The 16,529-nt window shown below is 60.6% G+C and carries 14 protein-coding genes, 1 pseudogene and 1 riboswitch; of the genes and pseudogenes, 7 read left to right on the top strand and 8 right to left on the bottom strand.

What is annotated here, in order from left to right:
- Positions 1 to 83 precede the first annotated feature (83 nt).
- Positions 84 to 1,052, top strand: a complete 969-nt coding sequence (locus ATE40_RS09290; protein ID WP_063919513.1) for a DMT family transporter — start codon at positions 84 to 86, stop codon at positions 1,050 to 1,052.
- A 27-nt stretch (positions 1,053 to 1,079) separates the two neighbouring features.
- Here the strand turns inward: ATE40_RS09290 and fusA are convergent, their stop codons facing one another.
- On the bottom strand, positions 1,080 to 3,185 hold the full coding sequence (gene fusA / locus ATE40_RS09285; protein ID WP_019455434.1) for an elongation factor G: 2,106 nt from the start codon (positions 3,183 to 3,185) through the stop codon (positions 1,080 to 1,082).
- A 237-nt stretch (positions 3,186 to 3,422) separates the two neighbouring features.
- The gene (locus tag ATE40_RS09280) at positions 3,423 to 3,671 is read right to left on the bottom strand and encodes a glycine zipper domain-containing protein (protein ID WP_019455433.1); all 249 of its coding nucleotides are present in this window, start codon (positions 3,669 to 3,671) and stop codon (positions 3,423 to 3,425) included.
- A gap of 222 nt (positions 3,672 to 3,893) precedes the next feature.
- Here ATE40_RS09280 and ATE40_RS09275 point away from each other — a divergent pair, with 222 nt between their 5' ends.
- A complete protein-coding gene (locus ATE40_RS09275; protein ID WP_019455432.1) occupies positions 3,894 to 5,390 on the top strand; it encodes an alpha/beta hydrolase in 1,497 nt (498 codons plus the stop codon).
- Between the two features lie 35 nt (positions 5,391 to 5,425).
- Here the strand turns inward: ATE40_RS09275 and ATE40_RS09270 are convergent.
- The 4 genes and pseudogenes from ATE40_RS09270 to ATE40_RS09255 form a co-directional block, all read right to left on the bottom strand.
- Positions 5,426 to 5,971, bottom strand: a pseudogene (locus ATE40_RS09270) (cysteine hydrolase family protein).
- Between the two features lie 215 nt (positions 5,972 to 6,186).
- Entirely contained in the window at positions 6,187 to 7,224 is a 1,038-nt protein-coding gene (locus tag ATE40_RS09265; RefSeq protein WP_063919512.1) for an ABC transporter ATP-binding protein, read from the bottom strand.
- Complete coding sequence (locus ATE40_RS09260) at positions 7,221 to 8,804, bottom strand: ABC transporter permease (protein WP_063919630.1); 1,584 nt, start codon at positions 8,802 to 8,804, stop codon at positions 7,221 to 7,223. The genes ATE40_RS09265 and ATE40_RS09260 overlap by 4 nt, the downstream gene beginning before the upstream one ends.
- 33 nt (positions 8,805 to 8,837) lie before the next feature.
- Complete coding sequence (locus ATE40_RS09255) at positions 8,838 to 9,854, bottom strand: iron ABC transporter substrate-binding protein (RefSeq protein ID WP_063919511.1); 1,017 nt, start codon at positions 9,852 to 9,854, stop codon at positions 8,838 to 8,840.
- 412 nt (positions 9,855 to 10,266) lie between these two features.
- On the opposite strand from ATE40_RS09255, the gene ATE40_RS09250 reads away from it, so the two are divergent.
- From ATE40_RS09250 to ATE40_RS09235, 5 genes are all read left to right on the top strand, one after another.
- Entirely contained in the window at positions 10,267 to 11,886 is a 1,620-nt protein-coding gene (locus ATE40_RS09250) for an ABC transporter substrate-binding protein (RefSeq protein ID WP_063919629.1), read from the top strand.
- Positions 11,887 to 12,027: 141 nt separating this feature from the next.
- Positions 12,028 to 12,201: riboswitch (M-box (ykoK) riboswitch) on the top strand.
- A gap of 75 nt (positions 12,202 to 12,276) precedes the next feature.
- Positions 12,277 to 13,299: a magnesium transporter gene (locus tag ATE40_RS09245; RefSeq protein WP_019455426.1), complete on the top strand. Its 1,023-nt coding sequence runs from the start codon at positions 12,277 to 12,279 to the stop codon at positions 13,297 to 13,299.
- 131 nt (positions 13,300 to 13,430) lie between these two features.
- Positions 13,431 to 13,523 (top strand): protein MgtS, encoded by a 93-nt coding sequence (mgtS, locus tag ATE40_RS24660; protein WP_004938109.1) that lies wholly within the window; start codon positions 13,431 to 13,433, stop codon positions 13,521 to 13,523.
- Between the two features lie 107 nt (positions 13,524 to 13,630).
- Positions 13,631 to 13,810, top strand: coding sequence for a hypothetical protein (locus tag ATE40_RS09240; protein ID WP_019455425.1), 180 nt, complete (start codon positions 13,631 to 13,633; stop codon positions 13,808 to 13,810).
- Positions 13,811 to 13,836: 26 nt separating this feature from the next.
- Complete coding sequence (locus ATE40_RS09235; RefSeq protein WP_063919510.1) at positions 13,837 to 15,213, top strand: cation diffusion facilitator family transporter; 1,377 nt, start codon at positions 13,837 to 13,839, stop codon at positions 15,211 to 15,213.
- On the opposite strand, the gene ATE40_RS09230 is transcribed toward ATE40_RS09235, so the two are convergent.
- Both ATE40_RS09230 and ATE40_RS09225 read right to left on the bottom strand, forming a co-directional pair.
- The gene (locus tag ATE40_RS09230; protein WP_019455423.1) at positions 15,156 to 16,001 is read right to left on the bottom strand and encodes an inositol monophosphatase family protein; all 846 of its coding nucleotides are present in this window, start codon (positions 15,999 to 16,001) and stop codon (positions 15,156 to 15,158) included. The genes ATE40_RS09235 and ATE40_RS09230 overlap by 58 nt on opposite strands.
- 66 nt (positions 16,002 to 16,067) lie before the next feature.
- Positions 16,068 to 16,508 (bottom strand): GNAT family N-acetyltransferase, encoded by a 441-nt coding sequence (locus ATE40_RS09225; RefSeq protein WP_063919509.1) that lies wholly within the window; start codon positions 16,506 to 16,508, stop codon positions 16,068 to 16,070.
- Between the last annotated feature and the right edge of the window lie 21 nt (positions 16,509 to 16,529).

Here is a 16,529-nt window from a genome sequence, read left to right as displayed (position 1 = left end):
CAATCATTCCTCCCCGCGTTCTCGCTACTCTGCCGCTGTCTTGTCGGGCGGGTTGGCCGCACCGGCCGTTTGTCGGAGTCATTATGTTCATTGGCGTTGTATTTGCCCTGGCCGCCGGGCTGATGTGGGGCCTGATTTTCGTCGGCCCGCTGCTGGTGCCGGATTATCCCGCCGCGTTGCAGTCTACCGGGCGCTATCTGGCCTTTGGGTTGATCACCTTGCCGCTGGCCTGGTTCGATCGCCGTCGCCTGCGCAAGCTGCGGCGCCAGGATTGGCTGGAGGCGCTCAAGCTGACGGCCATCGGCAATCTGCTGTACTACCTGTGTTTGGCCAGCGCCATTCAGCGCACCGGCGCACCGGTCTCGACCATGATCATCGGCACTTTGCCGGTGGTGATCGCCATCTGCGCCAACCTGTTTTACGGCCGGCATGACGGGCGGCTGGCCTGGGGCAAGCTGGCGCCGGCGCTGCTGCTGATCGTCTGCGGGTTGGCGTGCGTGAACGTCGCCGAGTTGAGCAGCAACGCGCAAACGATCGACGGCTGGCGTTATCTCAGCGGCCTCGGGCTGGCGTTGCTGGCAGTAGCGTGCTGGACCTGGTTCCCGCTGCGGAATTCACGCTGGCTGCGGGAGAATCCGGCGCAGCGGCCGGCCACCTGGGCCACGGCGCAGGGGCTGGCGACGTTGCCGCTGGCGCTGCTGGGCTATCTGGCGGTCTGCGGCCAGCTGGCGCTGAGCGAACCGGCGTTCGCCTTGCCGTTCGGCCCGCGCCCCGAGGTGTTTATTCCGCTGATGCTGATCATCGGCGTGTTCTGCTCCTGGCTGGGGGCGCTGTGCTGGAACGAAGCCAGCCAGCGGCTGCCGACGGTGTTGGTGGGGCCGCTCATCGTGTTCGAAATTTTGGCGGGGTTGGCCTATACCTTTCTGCTGCGCCAGACCTGGCCGCCGCTGCTGACGCTGGCCGGCATTGTCTGCCTGATCGCCGGCGTGGTGTACGCCATGCGCATCAAACCGCAGCCGATGGTGGTGGCGCTGGAGGAAAAGCAGGGGTGACGCCCGCCATGAAGGCGGGCGTGAGGATTAACGCTTGCTGTGGTGAATGATCTCTTCGGCCACGTTGCGCGGCGCTTCGGCGTAGTGGCTGAATTCCATGGTGTAGGTGGCACGGCCCTGCGACATCGAACGCAGGGTGGTCGAGTAACCGAACATCTCGGAAAGCGGCACCTTGGCGCGGATCTCCTTGCCGCCGCCGCCCGGGATCTCTTCCATGCCCTGCACCAGCCCACGGCGTGAGGAGAGGTCGCCCATCACGTTGCCGGCGTAATCCTCCGGCGTTTCCACCTCCACCGACATGATGGGTTCCAGGATCACCGGATCTGCCAGGCGGCAGGCTTCCTTGAAACCGAAGATCGCCGCCATGCGAAACGCCTGTTCCGACGAGTCGACGTCATGGTAAGAACCGAAGGTCAGGTGCACCTTGACGTCCACTACCTGGTAACCGGCCAGCACGCCGTTGTTCAGCGCCTCGAGCACGCCTTTTTTCACCGCCGGGATAAACTCGCCCGGAATGACGCCGCCCTTGATCTCATCGAAGAACTCGAAGCCCTTGCCGGGTTCGTTCGGCTCGACGGTCAGCACCACGTGGCCGTATTGCCCCTTGCCGCCGGATTGGCGCACGAACTTGCCTTCCACGTCGGCCACCCGTTTGCGGATGGTTTCGCGGTACGACACCTGCGGCTTGCCGGTGGTGGTCTCCACCCCGAATTCGCGGCGCATGCGATCGACGATAATCTCCAGGTGCAGCTCGCCCATGCCGTAGATGATGGTCTGGCCGGACTCTTCATCGGTGCGCACACGGAACGACGGATCCTCTGAAGAGAGGCGTTGCAGCGCGATGCCCATTTTCTCCTGGTCGCCCTTGGTCTTCGGCTCGATCGCCTGGGCGATCACCGGTTCAGGGAAGGTCATGCGCTCCAGCGTGATGATGGCGCCGGGATCGCACAGCGTATCGCCGGTGGTGACGTCCTTCAGGCCGACGCAGGCGGCGATGTCGCCGGCGTGCAGTTCGTCGATGTCCTTACGATCGTTGGCGTGCATCTGCACGATGCGACCGATACGCTCCTTTTTGCCCTTGATTGGGTTGTAAACGCTGCTGCCTTTGGCCAGCACCCCAGAGTAGACGCGCACGAAGGTCAGCTGGCCGACGAACGGATCGGTCATCAGTTTGAACGCCAGCGCCGAGAATTTCTCGTTGTCGTCGGCTTTGCGGGTGATGATTTCATCGTGTTCGCCGTGGCCTTCCATCGGCGGCACGTCGAGCGGCGAGGGCATCAGTTCGATCACCGCGTCCAGCATGCGCTGGACCCCTTTGTTGCGGAACGCCGAGCCGCACAGCATCGGCTGGATTTCACCGGCGACGGTGCGCACCCGCAGCCCGTGAACGATCTCCTCTTCACTCAGCGGCACCTGATTGAGGTATTTCTCCATCAATTCTTCCGAAGCTTCGGCGGCGGCCTCAATCATGTTTTCACGCCATTCCTGCGCCGAGTCGCGAAGGTCGGCCGGGATCTCTTCGAAGCTGAAGTTCATGCCCTGCGAGGCCTCGTCCCACAGAATGGCCTTCATCCGCACCAAATCCACCACGCCGCTGAAGTGATCTTCGGCGCCAATCGGGATAACGATCGGCACCGGGTTGGCTTTCAGGCGCTCGATCATCATTTTGCGCACGCGGAAAAAGTCCGCGCCGATGCGGTCCATCTTGTTAACGAACGCCAGCCGCGGCACTTTGTATTTATTGGCCTGGCGCCAGACGGTTTCCGACTGCGGCTGCACGCCGCCCACCGAGTCGTAAACCATCACGGCGCCGTCCAGCACGCGCATCGAGCGCTCCACTTCAATGGTGAAATCGACGTGCCCGGGGGTGTCGATGATATTGATGCGGTGCTGCGGATAATTATGCTGCATGCCGTTCCAGAAGCAGGTCGTGGCCGCCGAGGTGATGGTGATGCCGCGTTCTTGTTCCTGCGCCATCCAGTCCATGGTCGCCGCGCCGTCATGCACTTCACCCAGCTTGTGGCTGACCCCGGTGTAAAACAGAATCCGCTCGGTGGTGGTGGTCTTGCCGGCATCGATGTGCGCGGAGATGCCGATATTGCGGTAACGTTCGATAGGGGTGGTGCGAGCCATAATCAACCTTTCTTAGCCGCGTGAAGGAGAGCGGCTTAAACAGCATGGATAATGGTGATAATCCTCATAGGGTTATCTGCCGGATCGCAGAGCCTTGCTCTGGTCACAAACTAATCGTAGTTGAAGGCGTTGGTTTTTTTAAGCGATGGCTGTGATAGATGAAAGTTTGCGCACAGGTGAAGAAAGGGCGAAAAAAAGGCCCGTAGCGGGCCCGTTGTCGAACGGCGCATTCGCCGCTTATTTGCGCCCCAGCAAGAAGCCGAAAACGATGCCGACCGCTGCCGCCACGGCCACGCCGGCCAGCGGGTTAGCTTCCACCTGGGTTCTTACGCTATCCGCTGCGTCTCGGGCGGCATAGCTGGCCTGGGAGGCGTATTTGCGCGCCGCGCCGCGCACCTGATGCTCCGGTGAATCGACGGCTTTGCCGAACGCCTCTTCTACCGCGCCTGCGGCTTGATTGGCTTTGTCTTCCGCTTTTCCAAACATGCTATTCTCCTGTTCCTTGTGAGTACAACGAACCTTAAGCCTAGCAGGTGAACGGCGTTTTTTGCAGCATGCTGTGCGTTATAAGAGCAATCCGAGCAGGGGAATATCTTGCCGGCCATACGGCGACGGCTTCACCCGCGCGGCTTTTTGTGTTCTATTGGCTAGCGGTTTAACCGGGTATCGTTAACCTTTGACCGATTCGTTGAGTTGAAAGGACTCCCCATGTCAGTACTGCGTATTCTGGCGCTGCTCGCCGCGGCCACCGCCACGTTGCCCGCCCAGGCCAAGCCTGCGGCTCACGGCGCGGCGGCCGAAAACGGCATCCGTTGGCAATCTTGTCTCAACAGCGGTTTTCAGCGTTGGTTCGATGAGCCGCCGACGCCGGGGCTGCGCTGTGGCTACCTCGAGGCGCCGCTGGCGTACGCCACGCCGCCCGCTCATGCGGCGCAGCCGGGGGAAGCGACCGTGCGTCTGGCGTTAACTCTGCTGCCGGCAACCGGGCCGAAAAAGGGCAGCCTGGTGGTGATCAGCGGCGGGCCGGGTCTACCGGGCATCAATCCTGATTTGGGCAACGACGCCCAGATCGCCAGACTGCGCAAATCCTACGATATCATCGGTTACGATCCGCGCGGTGTCGGTCAGTCGACGCCGAAAATATCTTGTCAGGTGGCCGAAGGCGACGAAACCCCGACGCCGGACGACAACGACGTGGCCGGCGCGGAGCATCAGACGCGCACCCTGATCGCCGCCTGTATCAAACAGACCGGCGCGGACGTGCTGCAACATATCGGCACCGACGAGGCGGTCAACGATCTGAACGTGATTCGCCACGCGCTGGGCGAGCCGGGGCTGACGGCGGTGGCGTACTCTTACGGCACCAAGGTGGCGGCGTTGTATGCCGAACGTTTCCCGAAGAAAACGCGCGCGCTGGTGCTGGACGGCGTAGTGGACCTGGCGGAAGACGACTTCACCCAGCGTATGAACCAGGAGCGAGGCTTCCAGCAAAGTTTCCTGCGCTTCGCCGCCTACTGTGGTAAAACCGACAGCTGCCAGCTTGGCGGCGGCGCGAATCAGGCGCTGCAGCGCTATCACGCCCTGCTGCGCAAGCTGCACGATCAACCGTTCGTCACCGCTGCGGGCTATGAAATCTCCGCCGACGATGTGCTGACGGTCACGCGTTCGTTGCTGTTGTGGCCGGAGCGCTGGCATGAGCTGGCGACCGTGCTGCGTCAGCTCGATGCCGGCATTGCCGGGCAGCAGGTTTCCGATCTGATCGACGAAAGTTACTCGCCGGACGCCGATGACGCCCTGAACGTCATTACCTGCGCCGACGTCGCCAACCCGACGGCCGATCCGCAGTTGTTGCGCCGACAGCGGCAAGAGATCAATACCGCCGCCCTGTATGCCCACTATCTGCCGCTGCACGAATATCCGCTGGAAATGTGCGATCTGTGGCCGTATCGCGGCAAAGATCGGCCGCACACGCCGGTGGCGTCCGCCGCGCTGCCGCCGCTGCTGTTTGTCGCCCAGCGTTACGATCCGACCACCCCGTACCGCAACGCCCAGGCGATGGCCGCGGCCTTCAAAAGCCCGTTAATCACCCGCGAGCGCGACGGCCATACGCTGGCGCTGAACGGCGTCGACAGCTGCGTCGATGAAAGCGTGGTGGATTATCTGCTGGCGCCGAAAAAGCCGCGCCGCGACAAGATTTGCCGCTGAGCGGGCCGGGCGTTAGCCCGGCCTTGGCGCGTCGTTTAAAACCGTATCTCTTCCGCCAGCGCCAACGTCACGAACGGCCCCGACAGGGTCTGGTTGTGATGCCGGATAATGGCTGCGGCGCCAAGCGTCGCCGTGTCCGAACAGCTATGGGCGTCGGCGGCCAGGACCATGTCAAATCCCAACTCCGCGCCGTGCCGGCAGGCGGTGTCTACGCAGTATTGCGTTTACATGCCCGAAATCACCAACCGACCGATGCCGGCTTGCTTGAGCCGTTCCGCCAGGCCAGTCTGGTGAAAGCTGCTGGGGCGGGTTTTATCGATAAACCAGTCGGCCTGCACATCGGTTTGCAGAGCGGGGTGAACCTGCCACAGCGGGCTGTTTACGGCGATGGGCGATCCCGCCGGCCCCGTGTGACGAATAAACACCACGGGCGCGTTCGCCGCTCGCGCGGCGCGTATCAACGCATTGGTCTTTTCCAGCAGGCTTTCGGCGGCAAACGGCAGATCGTTCGGCGAGGCGAACAGACCGACTTGCATATCGATAACCAGCAGAGCGCTGCGTAGTGCAGGGATAGTTGGCATTTGTCTTCTCCGTCATGATATTGCCGGCATGCACGGAGAAGCGAAAACCCCGTCCATGGCTGGCGGGGCTTAGGGATACGTCGTTAGCTGATGCGCACCCGTGCAGCCCGCCATGGCGTGGCGGTTGCGGTGGTGGTGAGGACGTGCGCAATGCGGTTCATAGCGTTGATAATGCGCGGCGGCGAGGGGAGCGTCAAGAGGCTTCCCCCTCGGTGTCAACCGGCAAAAATATGCGCCTGGCCCATCACGTTGAGATTGACCTGAGAACCGGGCTGCAGGCCTTCGCGGCTGACGGTTTTGATCTCGAGCTGTGCGCCGCCGGCGGCCATTTGCAGGTTGAGGGTGGAGACGAAGCCGGCAAAATCGATGCCGGTGATCACCGCCTGGCCGCGCTGCGCCGGATCGGACAAACCGATTTGAATCTGCTCCGGGCGCAGCATGATGCGCGCCGGGCCGCTGCGCTGGCGATCGTCGACGGCGATGCGGCCCAATGCGCAGTCGGCCCAGCCGTGCGCCAGTTCGGCGGTCAGCACCAGCGTTTCGCCGAGGAAGCTGGCGGTCGGTTCATCGACCGGGCGCAGATAGAGATCCTGCGGCGCGCCCACCTGCGCCAGCCGGCCGTTGCGCATCACCGCCACCTGATCGGCGAACGACAGCGCTTCGCTCTGATCGTGCGTGACCAGAATCGACGCTACGCCGGCTTCTGTCAGCAGCTCGGCCACCGCCTTGCGGGTGGCGGCGCGCAGGCCGGTATCCAGCGCTGAAAACGGCTCGTCCAGCAGCATCAACCGAGGTTGCTGCGACAGGGCGCGCGCCAGCGCAACTCGCTGCTGCTGCCCGCCGGACAGTTCATGCGGCCACAGGGCCGCCAGACGGCGATCCAGCGCCACCATGTCCATTAACGCCTCGATGCGATGCTGTTTCTCGCGTTTGCTGCCCTTGAGGCCAAAACCGATGTTGCCGGCGACGGTAAAGTGCGGGAACAGCGCGCCATCCTGCGGGACGAAGCCGATGCCGCGCAGATGCGCCGGCACCCAGCCGCCGCCGTTGCCCATGGCTTGCCCCTGCAGCAGGATTTGGCCGCCGTCCGGGATTTCAAAGCCGGCGATAATGCGCAGCAGGGTGGTTTTGCCGGAGCCGGATGGGCCGACGATCGCCGTGCGGCTGCCGGCGGCAACCTGCAGATCGATGTGTTCCAGTACCCTGATGGCGTTGTAAGATTTTTCGATACCGTGCAGTCCGAGCGTGCTCATAGTCCCGCCGTGCGTTTAGATTGAGAATAAAGAAGCCAGGTGAGCGGCAATGACAGCGCCACCATAATCAGCGCATAAGGCGCGGCGGCGACGTAGTCGATCTCGCTGGTCAGCGCCCAAAAGCCGGTGGCCAGCGTGCGGGTGCCGTTCGGCGCCAGCAGCAGCGTGGCGGTCAGTTCATTGGCGATCGCCAGGAACACCAGCGCCGCGCCCGCAGCGGCTCCCGGCGCCGCCAGCCGCAGCGTGGTACTCCACAGCGCCTGCGCCGGCGATTTGCCCAGGCTGCGCGCCACGTTTTCCAATTCCACCGGCGCCTGTGCGATGCCGGCGCGCAGATTGATCAGCGCCCGCGGCATAAACATCAGCAGATACGCCAGCAGCAGGGTGATTTCGGTTTGGTAAATCGGCCGGAAGCTGTGAATGGTGATGGTCACCAGCGCCAGCGCCACCACGATGCCGGGCAGCGAACTGGTCACGTAGTTGCAGCCTTCCAGCACCCGGTACAGCCGGGCCGGATAGCGCACCGACAGCCAGGCCATCGGAATGGCGCACAGCGTAATCAGCAGCGCGCCGGCGGCGGAAAGCGACAGCGTTTGCCACAGCGCGGGCCACAGATCGGCGTTGCGCCACACCTCGAATCCGCCCAGCCACAGCCAGCGGGCCAGGGTGATGAAAGGCACGCCCAGCGCCAGCGCAGTCAGTGAGAAAGGCAGCAGCAGCGCCAGCGCGGCGAATGGCGGCGAAAGGCGGCGCGGCGTTTGGCTGCGGGCGCTGCCGGAACCGACGCGGGCATAGCGTGCGCGGCCGCGGCTGAGCGCCTCAAGCAACAGCAGGCCCAAACAGCACAGCACCAATACGCCGGCCAGCATGTTGGCCGCTGGGCCGTTGAAGGTCGACTGGAATTGATCGAAGATCGCGGTGGTGAAGGTATCGAAACGGATCATGGCATACAGGCCATACTCCGCCAGCAGGTGCAGCGCGATCAGCAGGGAACCGCCCCAGACCGCCAGCTTCAGCTGAGGCAGCACCACGCGGAAAAACACCGCCAGCGGCCGTGATCCGAGCGAAGTGGCGACGTCTTCGATGCCGGGATCCAGGCGACGCAGCACCGCGGCGGCAGGCAGATAGATAAACGGGAAATAGGCGAGCACCGAGATGAACACCCCGGCACCCAGGCCATGCATCGACGGCACCAGGCTGATCCAGGCATAGCTTTGCACAAAGGCCGGCACCGCCAGCGGCGCGGTGGCCAATATCGCCCACAGACGGCGGCCCGGCAGCGAGGTGCGCTCGGTCAACCAGGCCAGTGCCACGCCGAGCACGGCGCAAATCGGCAGCGTCAACACCACCAACAGCAGGGTGTTCAACAGCAGTTCCGCCACGCGCGGGCGGAAAACCAGAGCTTTGACCGTTTGCCAGCCGGTTTCAAACGCCACGCCGATAACGAATCCCAGCGGCAACAGCGCCAGCAGTGACAGCAACACGGCGCTGGCGACCACGATCGGCCCTGGCCGCTGGTGACGAGGGACAGAAGAATAACGCCGCGCGGTCTGCGCGGCGTGGGTACTCAGGTTTGACATAACGATCAACAACTCTCGGTTTGCCGGCGGGCCTTACAGCAGGCCGGCTTCGGTCATCAGTTCGACAACTTTCTTGCTGTTCAGCTGCGCGGCGTCGACCTTCGGCGCGTCCAGCTCTTTCAGCGGCACCAGTTTCGGATTGGAGGCCGCGCCGACGCCCACGGCGTATTCGAAGGCGTTATTGGTGCGCAGGATCTCCTGGCCCTGTTTGCCGGTGATCCACTTGATAAACGCCTGAGCCTGCTGCTGATGCTTGCTGGAAGCCAGCACGCCGCCGCCGGAGATGCTGACGAACGCGCCCGGATCCTGGTGTTTGAAGTAGTACAGCTTGATGTTGTTGCTGTTTTCGCCAGTTTTGGCGCCGTCCACGAACGGGTAGTAGTGATAGATCACGCCGCTGTCGACCTGGCCGGCATTGACCGCTTTCATCACGGTGCTGTTGCCCTTATAGGCGGTGAAGTTGGTTTTCATCGCTTTCAGCCACTCCAGCGTCGCTTTCTCGCCTTTCAACGCCAGCAGCGCGCTGACGATCGCCTGAAAATCGGCGCCCGACGGCGAAGCGGCCCAGCGGCCTTTCCATTCCGGCTTGGCCAGATCCAGCAGCGACTTAGGCAGCTGTGCGTCGGTCAGCTTGGCCGGGTTGTAGACAAATACGGTAGAGCGGGCGGCGATGCCGATCCAGCGGCCGTGGCTTGGGCGATATTGCGGTTCCACCTGGGCCAGCGTCGCGGCGTCCAACGGGGCGAACAGCTTGGCGTTGTCCACCAACACCATCGCCGGGGAGTTTTCCGTCAGGAAGACGTCGGCAGGCGAAGCGCTGCCTTCCTGCACCAGTTGATTGCCCAATTCGCTGTCGCCGCCGTTGCGCAGCGTCACCTTGATGCCGGTGTCTTTGGTAAAACCGTCGACCCAGGATTTCACCAGATTTTCATGCTGGGCGTTGTAAATAACGATGCCCTGGTCGGCGGAGGCAGCCTGAGCGCCGAAGGCCAGCATCATCGAGGAGGCGAGCAGGGCGACAGGGCCGAGAGATGAAATACGCAGCTTCATGCAGTTATCCTTTTTTAGCGTTCGAATGAGGAAAACGAATATCGCCTGGCAAGCGCAAGCAGCCCGATTTTAGCCAAGAACATCAATAATGATAGTGAAAACGATTCGTATTAAATTATTTTTGACGATCGCTCACAAAATGAATTGCCCTAAGGATAAGTTAAGTTTCGGCTGGAATAATCTGGATTGATTGCCCGCATTATTTTTCTGCCGATTCTCTCTATGTCTGTTCGACAATGCCCGTCCTCGTGCTGTTTCTCCGGTTTATCGCCGCTCTCTGGTTAATACCCCTTTGATAATGAAAGAAATTCAACACCGCTTTTGGTTATGACTCATAGCGATTAATGATTTAATTTATTCCACTACCTCATTGCATATTGAACGCGATAAAACACTCATCAGGGATATCGACGTGAAATATTCATTCAATAGCAATAAATTGGCTGGTTTAATCTTCCTGGCTTTTAACGCGACGTTCGCTCAGGCCGCCGAGGTGCCGGCAGGCGCTAAACTGGCGCCGGTACAGGAACTGGTGCGCGCCAACGGGTATGAACCGGCGACGCTGGATCCGAACCTGGCCGAGAGCAACGTGGAGTTCTATATCTTCAACGATCTGTTCGAAGGTTTGCTGCGCGTCGGGAAAGACGGCGAAGCGATCCCGGCGCTGGCACAGAACTGGGAGCACCAGGGCAACGTCTGGACCTTCCATCTGCGGCCGCAGGCCAAATGGTCGAACGGCGATCCGGTGACCGCCGACGATTTCGTCTACAGCTGGCGGCGCCTCACCGATCCGAAAACCGCCTCGCCGTACGGCAGCTATCTGGCTTCGGCCTACGTGCTGAATGCCGCAGCGATCAACGCCGGCAGCAAACCGCCGAGCGAGCTGGGCGTCAAAGCGCTGGATGCGTACACTCTGCAGGTCACGCTGTCGGAGCCCAATTCCTATCTGCTCAAGCAACTGGTGCATTTCCCGGTTTTGCCGGTTAACCGCAAGGTGGTGGAGCAGTACGGCAAAAACTGGACGCAGCCGGCGCACTTTGTCGGTAACGGGGCGTTTCGCCTCAGTCAGTGGGTAGTGAACGAAAAGGTGGTGGTGGAACGTAACCCGCAGTATTGGGATAACGCCAATACCGTACTCAACAAGGTGACCTTTTTGCCGATCCAGGGCTTCCCGGAAGTGGCGCGTTTTCGCGCCGGTGAGGTTGAGTTGGGATATACCACGCCACCGGAGTTGTATCAGCAGCTGAAAAAAACGCTCGGCGAGCAGCAGTTGGTGACTTATCCGCTGCTTTCCACCAGTTATTTCGCTTTCAATAATCAGCAGGCGCCGTTTAACGATGTGCGAGTGCGCCAGGCGTTGAACCTGGGGCTGGATAAAGAGATCATCGCCGGTAAAGTGTTGGGATACGGCCAAGAGCCGGCCTGGACTTTTACCCCTACCGGGGCGGGCGGCTATAGCCTGCAGGCCGGCAGCGCCGCCGGCTGGACGCCCGAGCAACGGCACGCCCAGGCGAAGCAATTGCTGACGGAGGCCGGTTTCAACGCCGAGAATCCGCTGCGCTTTACCGTGTTGTACAGCAATGACGCCACCATCAAGAAGATCGTCATCGCCGCCGCCGCTATGTGGAAAAAGAACCTCGGCGTGGAGGCCACCTTGCAAAGCCAGGAGCGTAAAGTGACGCTGGACAATATCAACCGTGGGCAGTACAGCGTGGCCTTTACTCGTTGGCTGGCGGATTATAACGATCCTTCCACCTTCCTGAACGTGTTCCGCTCCGACAGCAGCGAGAACAGCCCCAAATACCGCAATCCGGACTACGATCGCATTCTGCATCAGGCGACGGCGGCGCAGACGCCGCAGCAGGTGCAGCACAACTTCCAGCAGGCCGAAGCGGTGCTGGCCGCCGATGCGCCGGTGGCGCCGGTGTACTATGAGGCTAACGCCACGCTCATCAAACCTTACGTGAAGGGGATAGACTTTACCCGCCAGGGCGCTTTATACGATAAAAACGTCTACATTCTCGAACACTGAAAAATAAAAAACGGCTGATTTATATCAGCCGTTTTTATAAATGGCCGTTTAATAACATTATCCTAAATACTCCATAAACAACGGGCGATCTTTTCTTCCCGCCGGATAAAACACCGCCTATACTGCGCCGGTAGTTTATATGCAGTATCTCGTTTGGCGAGGCTCCTATACAAACACAGGTTACTGATCTGACGACATCGAGAGATGCCCAAGGTTAAGACAGGCTTTATCGGATTAAGGTTCAGCCCAAAGTAACTTCCGAGCAACAACTCGGATACGTTGTATAGTGCTAAAACCTGGACGCGGAGATAGGCAGTCTGCACTCCCTCTGTGGTTACGCCCCTATGCGATTCGCTGTTGAAGTTCAAAACAGAAATAGGGACTGACAAAATGATTAAGTCACATCAACACTATTCTTCTCCGGCGCTGAGCGCGACTGAAACTCTCGACGAGACTTCGGTCGCCGGTTATATGAACGCCGATTTTATTACTGTTCCCGCGACGATGACGGTCACTCATGCCCGGGAATATTTACTTTCACAGCTTAAAACGGACGAAATTCCCACCCGGGTATTTATTACCGCGGACGATTATCATCTGCGCGGCACGCTGTCGGTGAAAAAACTGCTGCAGTGTGAAGAACAGGATAAAGCGGTCGGCGTGATGATGGATCACAGCTATTTCCAGGTTTCGCCCGACGATGACCGCAACGACGTTGCGCACCTGTTGGGCAAAGGGGGGCTGGACGTAGTGCCGGTGGTGGTCAACAACACGCTGGTCGGCGTGCTGGGAGAGCGTGAGATCGCCCGGCTGGTCGAAGATGAGAATACCGAGGATGCGCAGCGCCAGGGCGCGAGCCTGCCGCTGGACAAGCCTTACCTGGAGACCAGCCCGTGGGCGCTGTGGCGCAAACGTTCGGTGTGGTTGCTGATGCTGTTTGTTGCCGAGGCCTACACCGGCAACGTGCTGAAGGCGTTTGAAGATCAGCTCGAAGCGGCGATTGCGCTGGCGTTCTTCATCCCGCTGCTGATCGGCACCGGCGGCAACAGCGGCACCCAGATCACTTCGACGCTGGTGCGCGCCATGGCGCTGGGCGAGGTCAGCCTGCGCAATCTGGGCGCGGTGATCCGCAAAGAGGTCACGACCTCGCTGCTGATCGCCGTCACCATCGGCCTGGCGGCCTGGGTGCGTGCCTGGATCATGGGCGTCGGCATGGAGGTGACGCTGGTTGTCAGCCTGTCCCTGGTGGCGATCACCGTGTGGAGCGCCATTGTTTCGTCGATCATTCCGATGTTGCTGAAACGCCTCGGCATCGATCCGGCGGTGGTATCGGCGCCGTTTATCGCCACCTTTATCGACGGCACCGGCCTGATTATTTATTTCAAAATCGCCCAGCACGTTTTGGGTATTTAAACCGTGCCCGCCCGTAAAGGGCGGGAATGTGACAAACCTGAGGAGGACGTTAAACAACCATGGACACCGACCAACCCCGATATTTAACGCAAGGGGATTTTATCGACAACATTTAACCTGAGGACAACAAAATGGGAAACATGACTATTTTTATGGGATTCCTGGCAATGATCAGCTCGCTGGGCCTGTTGGCGGCCTATATGAGCACCAAATGGGATGATTGATGAACGCTAAAGATCCGCCTAGATGCATCCTCCCCGTAACCGCTATTTATTATGGGGAGGATTTAGCGGCGCGCTGAACGCGCAGCCTGATACAGGAGTTGATAATAATGACGATTCTTATTCTGGGATTGCTCTACGCCATTTTAATGGTTTCGGTGGGCGTTAATGAGATTTATTTTTATTCCACCGGAAAATCCGAATTCCTCACTAGCCTCATGCTGACATTTTCTGGCAGTATGCTGCTGATCGCCTTTGTCTGGCAATTATCTTCTAAAGTAAAAAAATAAATCACCGTCCGAATGTGAGCAGCATAATGCAAAATGAAAAGCAGGCCGTAGCCAGAAACTCGATGATCGCCAGCGGGTTGCTGGCTACGGGCAAATTCGTCGCCGGTATTTTTACCGGCAGTATTGGCCTGATATCCGAAGGGATCCACTCTTTTACCGATTTTATCGCCACCAGCATTACCTGGCTGGCGGTGCGCATCAGCGATAAACCCGCCGATGACGATCACCACTTCGGCCACGGCAAGGTGGAAAACCTGGCGGCGCTGTTCGAGGTGTTGCTGTTGTTGGCTGCCGCCGGTTGGATCGTCTATGAGGCGGGCAGCAGTCTGCTTGGGCAGCCGCATGAGATCGTCGCTGCGCCGGTGGTGATCACCGTGCTGCTGATTTCCATCTGCGTCGATTTCTTCCGGGTGCGGGCGCTCAACCGCGTCGCCAAAGCCACCGACAGTGCGGCGCTGGAAGCGGATGCGCTGCATTTCTTTTCCGACATGCTCTCTTCCGGCGTGGTGCTGCTGGGGATAATCTTTGTTCTGCTGGGGTTTGGCCGTGCAGACGCCATCGCCGCGCTGATCGTCGCCGGTTTTATCTTCATAGCAGCGATTAAATTGGGTAAGCGTTCTTTCGACTCGCTGATGGACGCCGCGCCAGCCGGCACTACCGAGGACATCCGCGCTACGCTGGACAGCTTCCCGGCAGTGTTGGCCTGCGACAGCGTACGCATTCGCAACGCCGGCGCGGTGCTGTTCGTCGAGATCACGGTGGCGGTGTGCCGCACCTTGCCGCTGGAGCGCATCAATGCGCTGAAGCAGGCGATTGTCGAACGGTTGCAGGAGCAGTACGCCAAGGCGGAATTCACCGTCATCGCGGTGCCCCAGACCCGTAGCGATGAAGATATGGCTACGCGCATCCGGGCGATCGCCGCCAACCACGGCGCGCAGGTGCAGAATGTGGCGTTGCAGCAGCTGCCGACGCGCATGGCGATCGGCATGGATTTGGCGGTGCCGGCCAACGCCAGCGTGGCGCAGGCGCATGACATCGCCACGGAGATAGAAGGGATCCTGCGTCAGGCGATCGGCGAAGACACCGAGATAGAGACCCATTTGGAACCGCAGACGCCGCACTGGCTGACCAGTGAGGATGTCGATGCGGCTGAGCTGGCCGATATCCGGCGGATCCTGCAGTCGGCGCTGGAGCAGGGGGAGATGGTGCAAGACGTTCATAACATCCGCGCGCGCAAGACCGACGGCGGCATCATCGTCAACTTCCACTGCCGGGTATCGCCGGCGGTGACCATCGCCGCCGCGCACGATGCGGTCGATCTGATCGAACGGCGGCTGCGCGCGCTTTATCCGGCCATCACGCGCGCGATAGGGCACGTCGAACCGATCAAACCCGGCGTTTGAATCAGCTCGGCCAGCTGCGGATAAAGCACCGGATTGGCCAACAGCAACGGGTTGCCGCGCCGCAGCCCGTTGTTGTTCATGAAGTTGTTCGCCACGCCGCCGGCTTCGCGCGTCAGCACCAGCCCAGGCAGGCTGTCCCAGGCGTTCATGTGCGGTTCGTAATAGCCCAGCAGCCGGCCGGCGGCCACCTGTGCGGTCATCAACGCGCCGGAACCGCTGCGCACAAACATGCCACCCGCCTGCAGCAAACGACAGATAAAACCGCTGAATTCCGCTGCCGAGGCGCGCGCTGAAATCCCAACGCCCAACACGCCGTCCGCGACGCTGCGCCCGGCATGCACGCCGATCGGTTCTCCGTTGAGGAAAGCGCCGCCGCCGAGACAAGCGCGAAACATTTCGCGGTGGTTGGGATCGTAGATCACACCGATCGTCGGCTCACCGTCGATTACCACGCCTATCGAGATGCACCAGGTATGTAACCCGTTCAGGAAGCAGGCGGTGCCGTCAATCGGATCGACTACCCAAATACAGGCGGCGTTATCACCGCTGCCGCCGCTCTCTTCACCGAGAAACCCATCGAGGGGAAACCGGCGGTTGATCATGCGGCGAATCAGCGCCTCGACGCGGCGGTCGGCTTCGCTGACCACATCCTGCAGACCCTGTTTAAAGTCAATTGCCAGGCTTTGCCGGCGCTGATAAAAGCTGAAGGCGAGATCGGCGGCGGCGCGGGCGATTTCACGCGCGAAGCGATAGCGCGCTTCGATATCCTGTGGGGAAAGTGCAGTCATGGCAGGCTCGATAGCAAAGAACGAATCGACTTACCCTGTCATAAAAGAATGAAGTTAATGTGTCGCTCAGCCCGGCGGGTAATAAAAACCCAGCTGTGTCATGGCGTCGGCAGAGGAAAGCGGCACCGTTGTGGTCCCGGTTGGTATCACCGCTCGCCAAAACGCCAGCCCGCGGGGGTTATCTTGGCCGACCGACAGCGACCAGCCACCCGGATGCTGCACGAACAAGGCGCGGGCGGCCTGTTGCCCAATTCCGGTGCGCCGCCAGGCGGGCCGGATGTAAAACTCGGCCATTTCGACGTTGGCGCTATCCAGGCGCCTGACCAGCGCAAAACCGGCCGTTTGCCGATCGCTCAAGATCAAATAAGGGTAGCGGCCTGCTTCACGCCAGTAGAGCGGCAGGTAGGGGTAAGCCTCGTCGGCGCCCAGCTCGCGCAGGCAGTCAAGCAGCATGGCCGCCAACAGCGGCTGCTGCGCGCACGAGGCCGCTTCAAGTGCAAATGACATGTTGCTCTCCTTAAAAAAACA

The sequence above is a fragment of the Serratia surfactantfaciens genome, from assembly GCF_001642805.2.
GTDB lineage: Bacteria > Pseudomonadota > Gammaproteobacteria > Enterobacterales > Enterobacteriaceae > Serratia > Serratia surfactantfaciens.
This window is presented reverse-complemented; position numbering and strand designations above follow the sequence as displayed.

Coding starts and splice junctions, on each gene's coding strand:
- ATE40_RS09290 (WP_063919513.1), top strand. CDS start 84: ATGTTCATTGGCGTTGTATTTGCCCTGGCCGCCGGGCTGATGTGGGGC.
- fusA (WP_019455434.1), bottom strand. CDS start 3,185: ATGGCTCGCACCACCCCTATCGAACGTTACCGCAATATCGGCATCTCC.
- ATE40_RS09280 (WP_019455433.1), bottom strand. CDS start 3,671: ATGTTTGGAAAAGCGGAAGACAAAGCCAATCAAGCCGCAGGCGCGGTA.
- ATE40_RS09275 (WP_019455432.1), top strand. CDS start 3,894: ATGTCAGTACTGCGTATTCTGGCGCTGCTCGCCGCGGCCACCGCCACG.
- ATE40_RS09265 (WP_063919512.1), bottom strand. CDS start 7,224: ATGAGCACGCTCGGACTGCACGGTATCGAAAAATCTTACAACGCCATC.
- ATE40_RS09260 (WP_063919630.1), bottom strand. CDS start 8,804: ATGTCAAACCTGAGTACCCACGCCGCGCAGACCGCGCGGCGTTATTCT.
- ATE40_RS09255 (WP_063919511.1), bottom strand. CDS start 9,854: ATGAAGCTGCGTATTTCATCTCTCGGCCCTGTCGCCCTGCTCGCCTCC.
- ATE40_RS09245 (WP_019455426.1), top strand. CDS start 12,277: ATGATTAAGTCACATCAACACTATTCTTCTCCGGCGCTGAGCGCGACT.
- mgtS (WP_004938109.1), top strand. CDS start 13,431: ATGGGAAACATGACTATTTTTATGGGATTCCTGGCAATGATCAGCTCG.
- ATE40_RS09240 (WP_019455425.1), top strand. CDS start 13,631: ATGACGATTCTTATTCTGGGATTGCTCTACGCCATTTTAATGGTTTCG.
- ATE40_RS09235 (WP_063919510.1), top strand. CDS start 13,837: ATGCAAAATGAAAAGCAGGCCGTAGCCAGAAACTCGATGATCGCCAGC.
- ATE40_RS09230 (WP_019455423.1), bottom strand. CDS start 16,001: ATGACTGCACTTTCCCCACAGGATATCGAAGCGCGCTATCGCTTCGCG.
- ATE40_RS09225 (WP_063919509.1), bottom strand. CDS start 16,508: ATGTCATTTGCACTTGAAGCGGCCTCGTGCGCGCAGCAGCCGCTGTTG.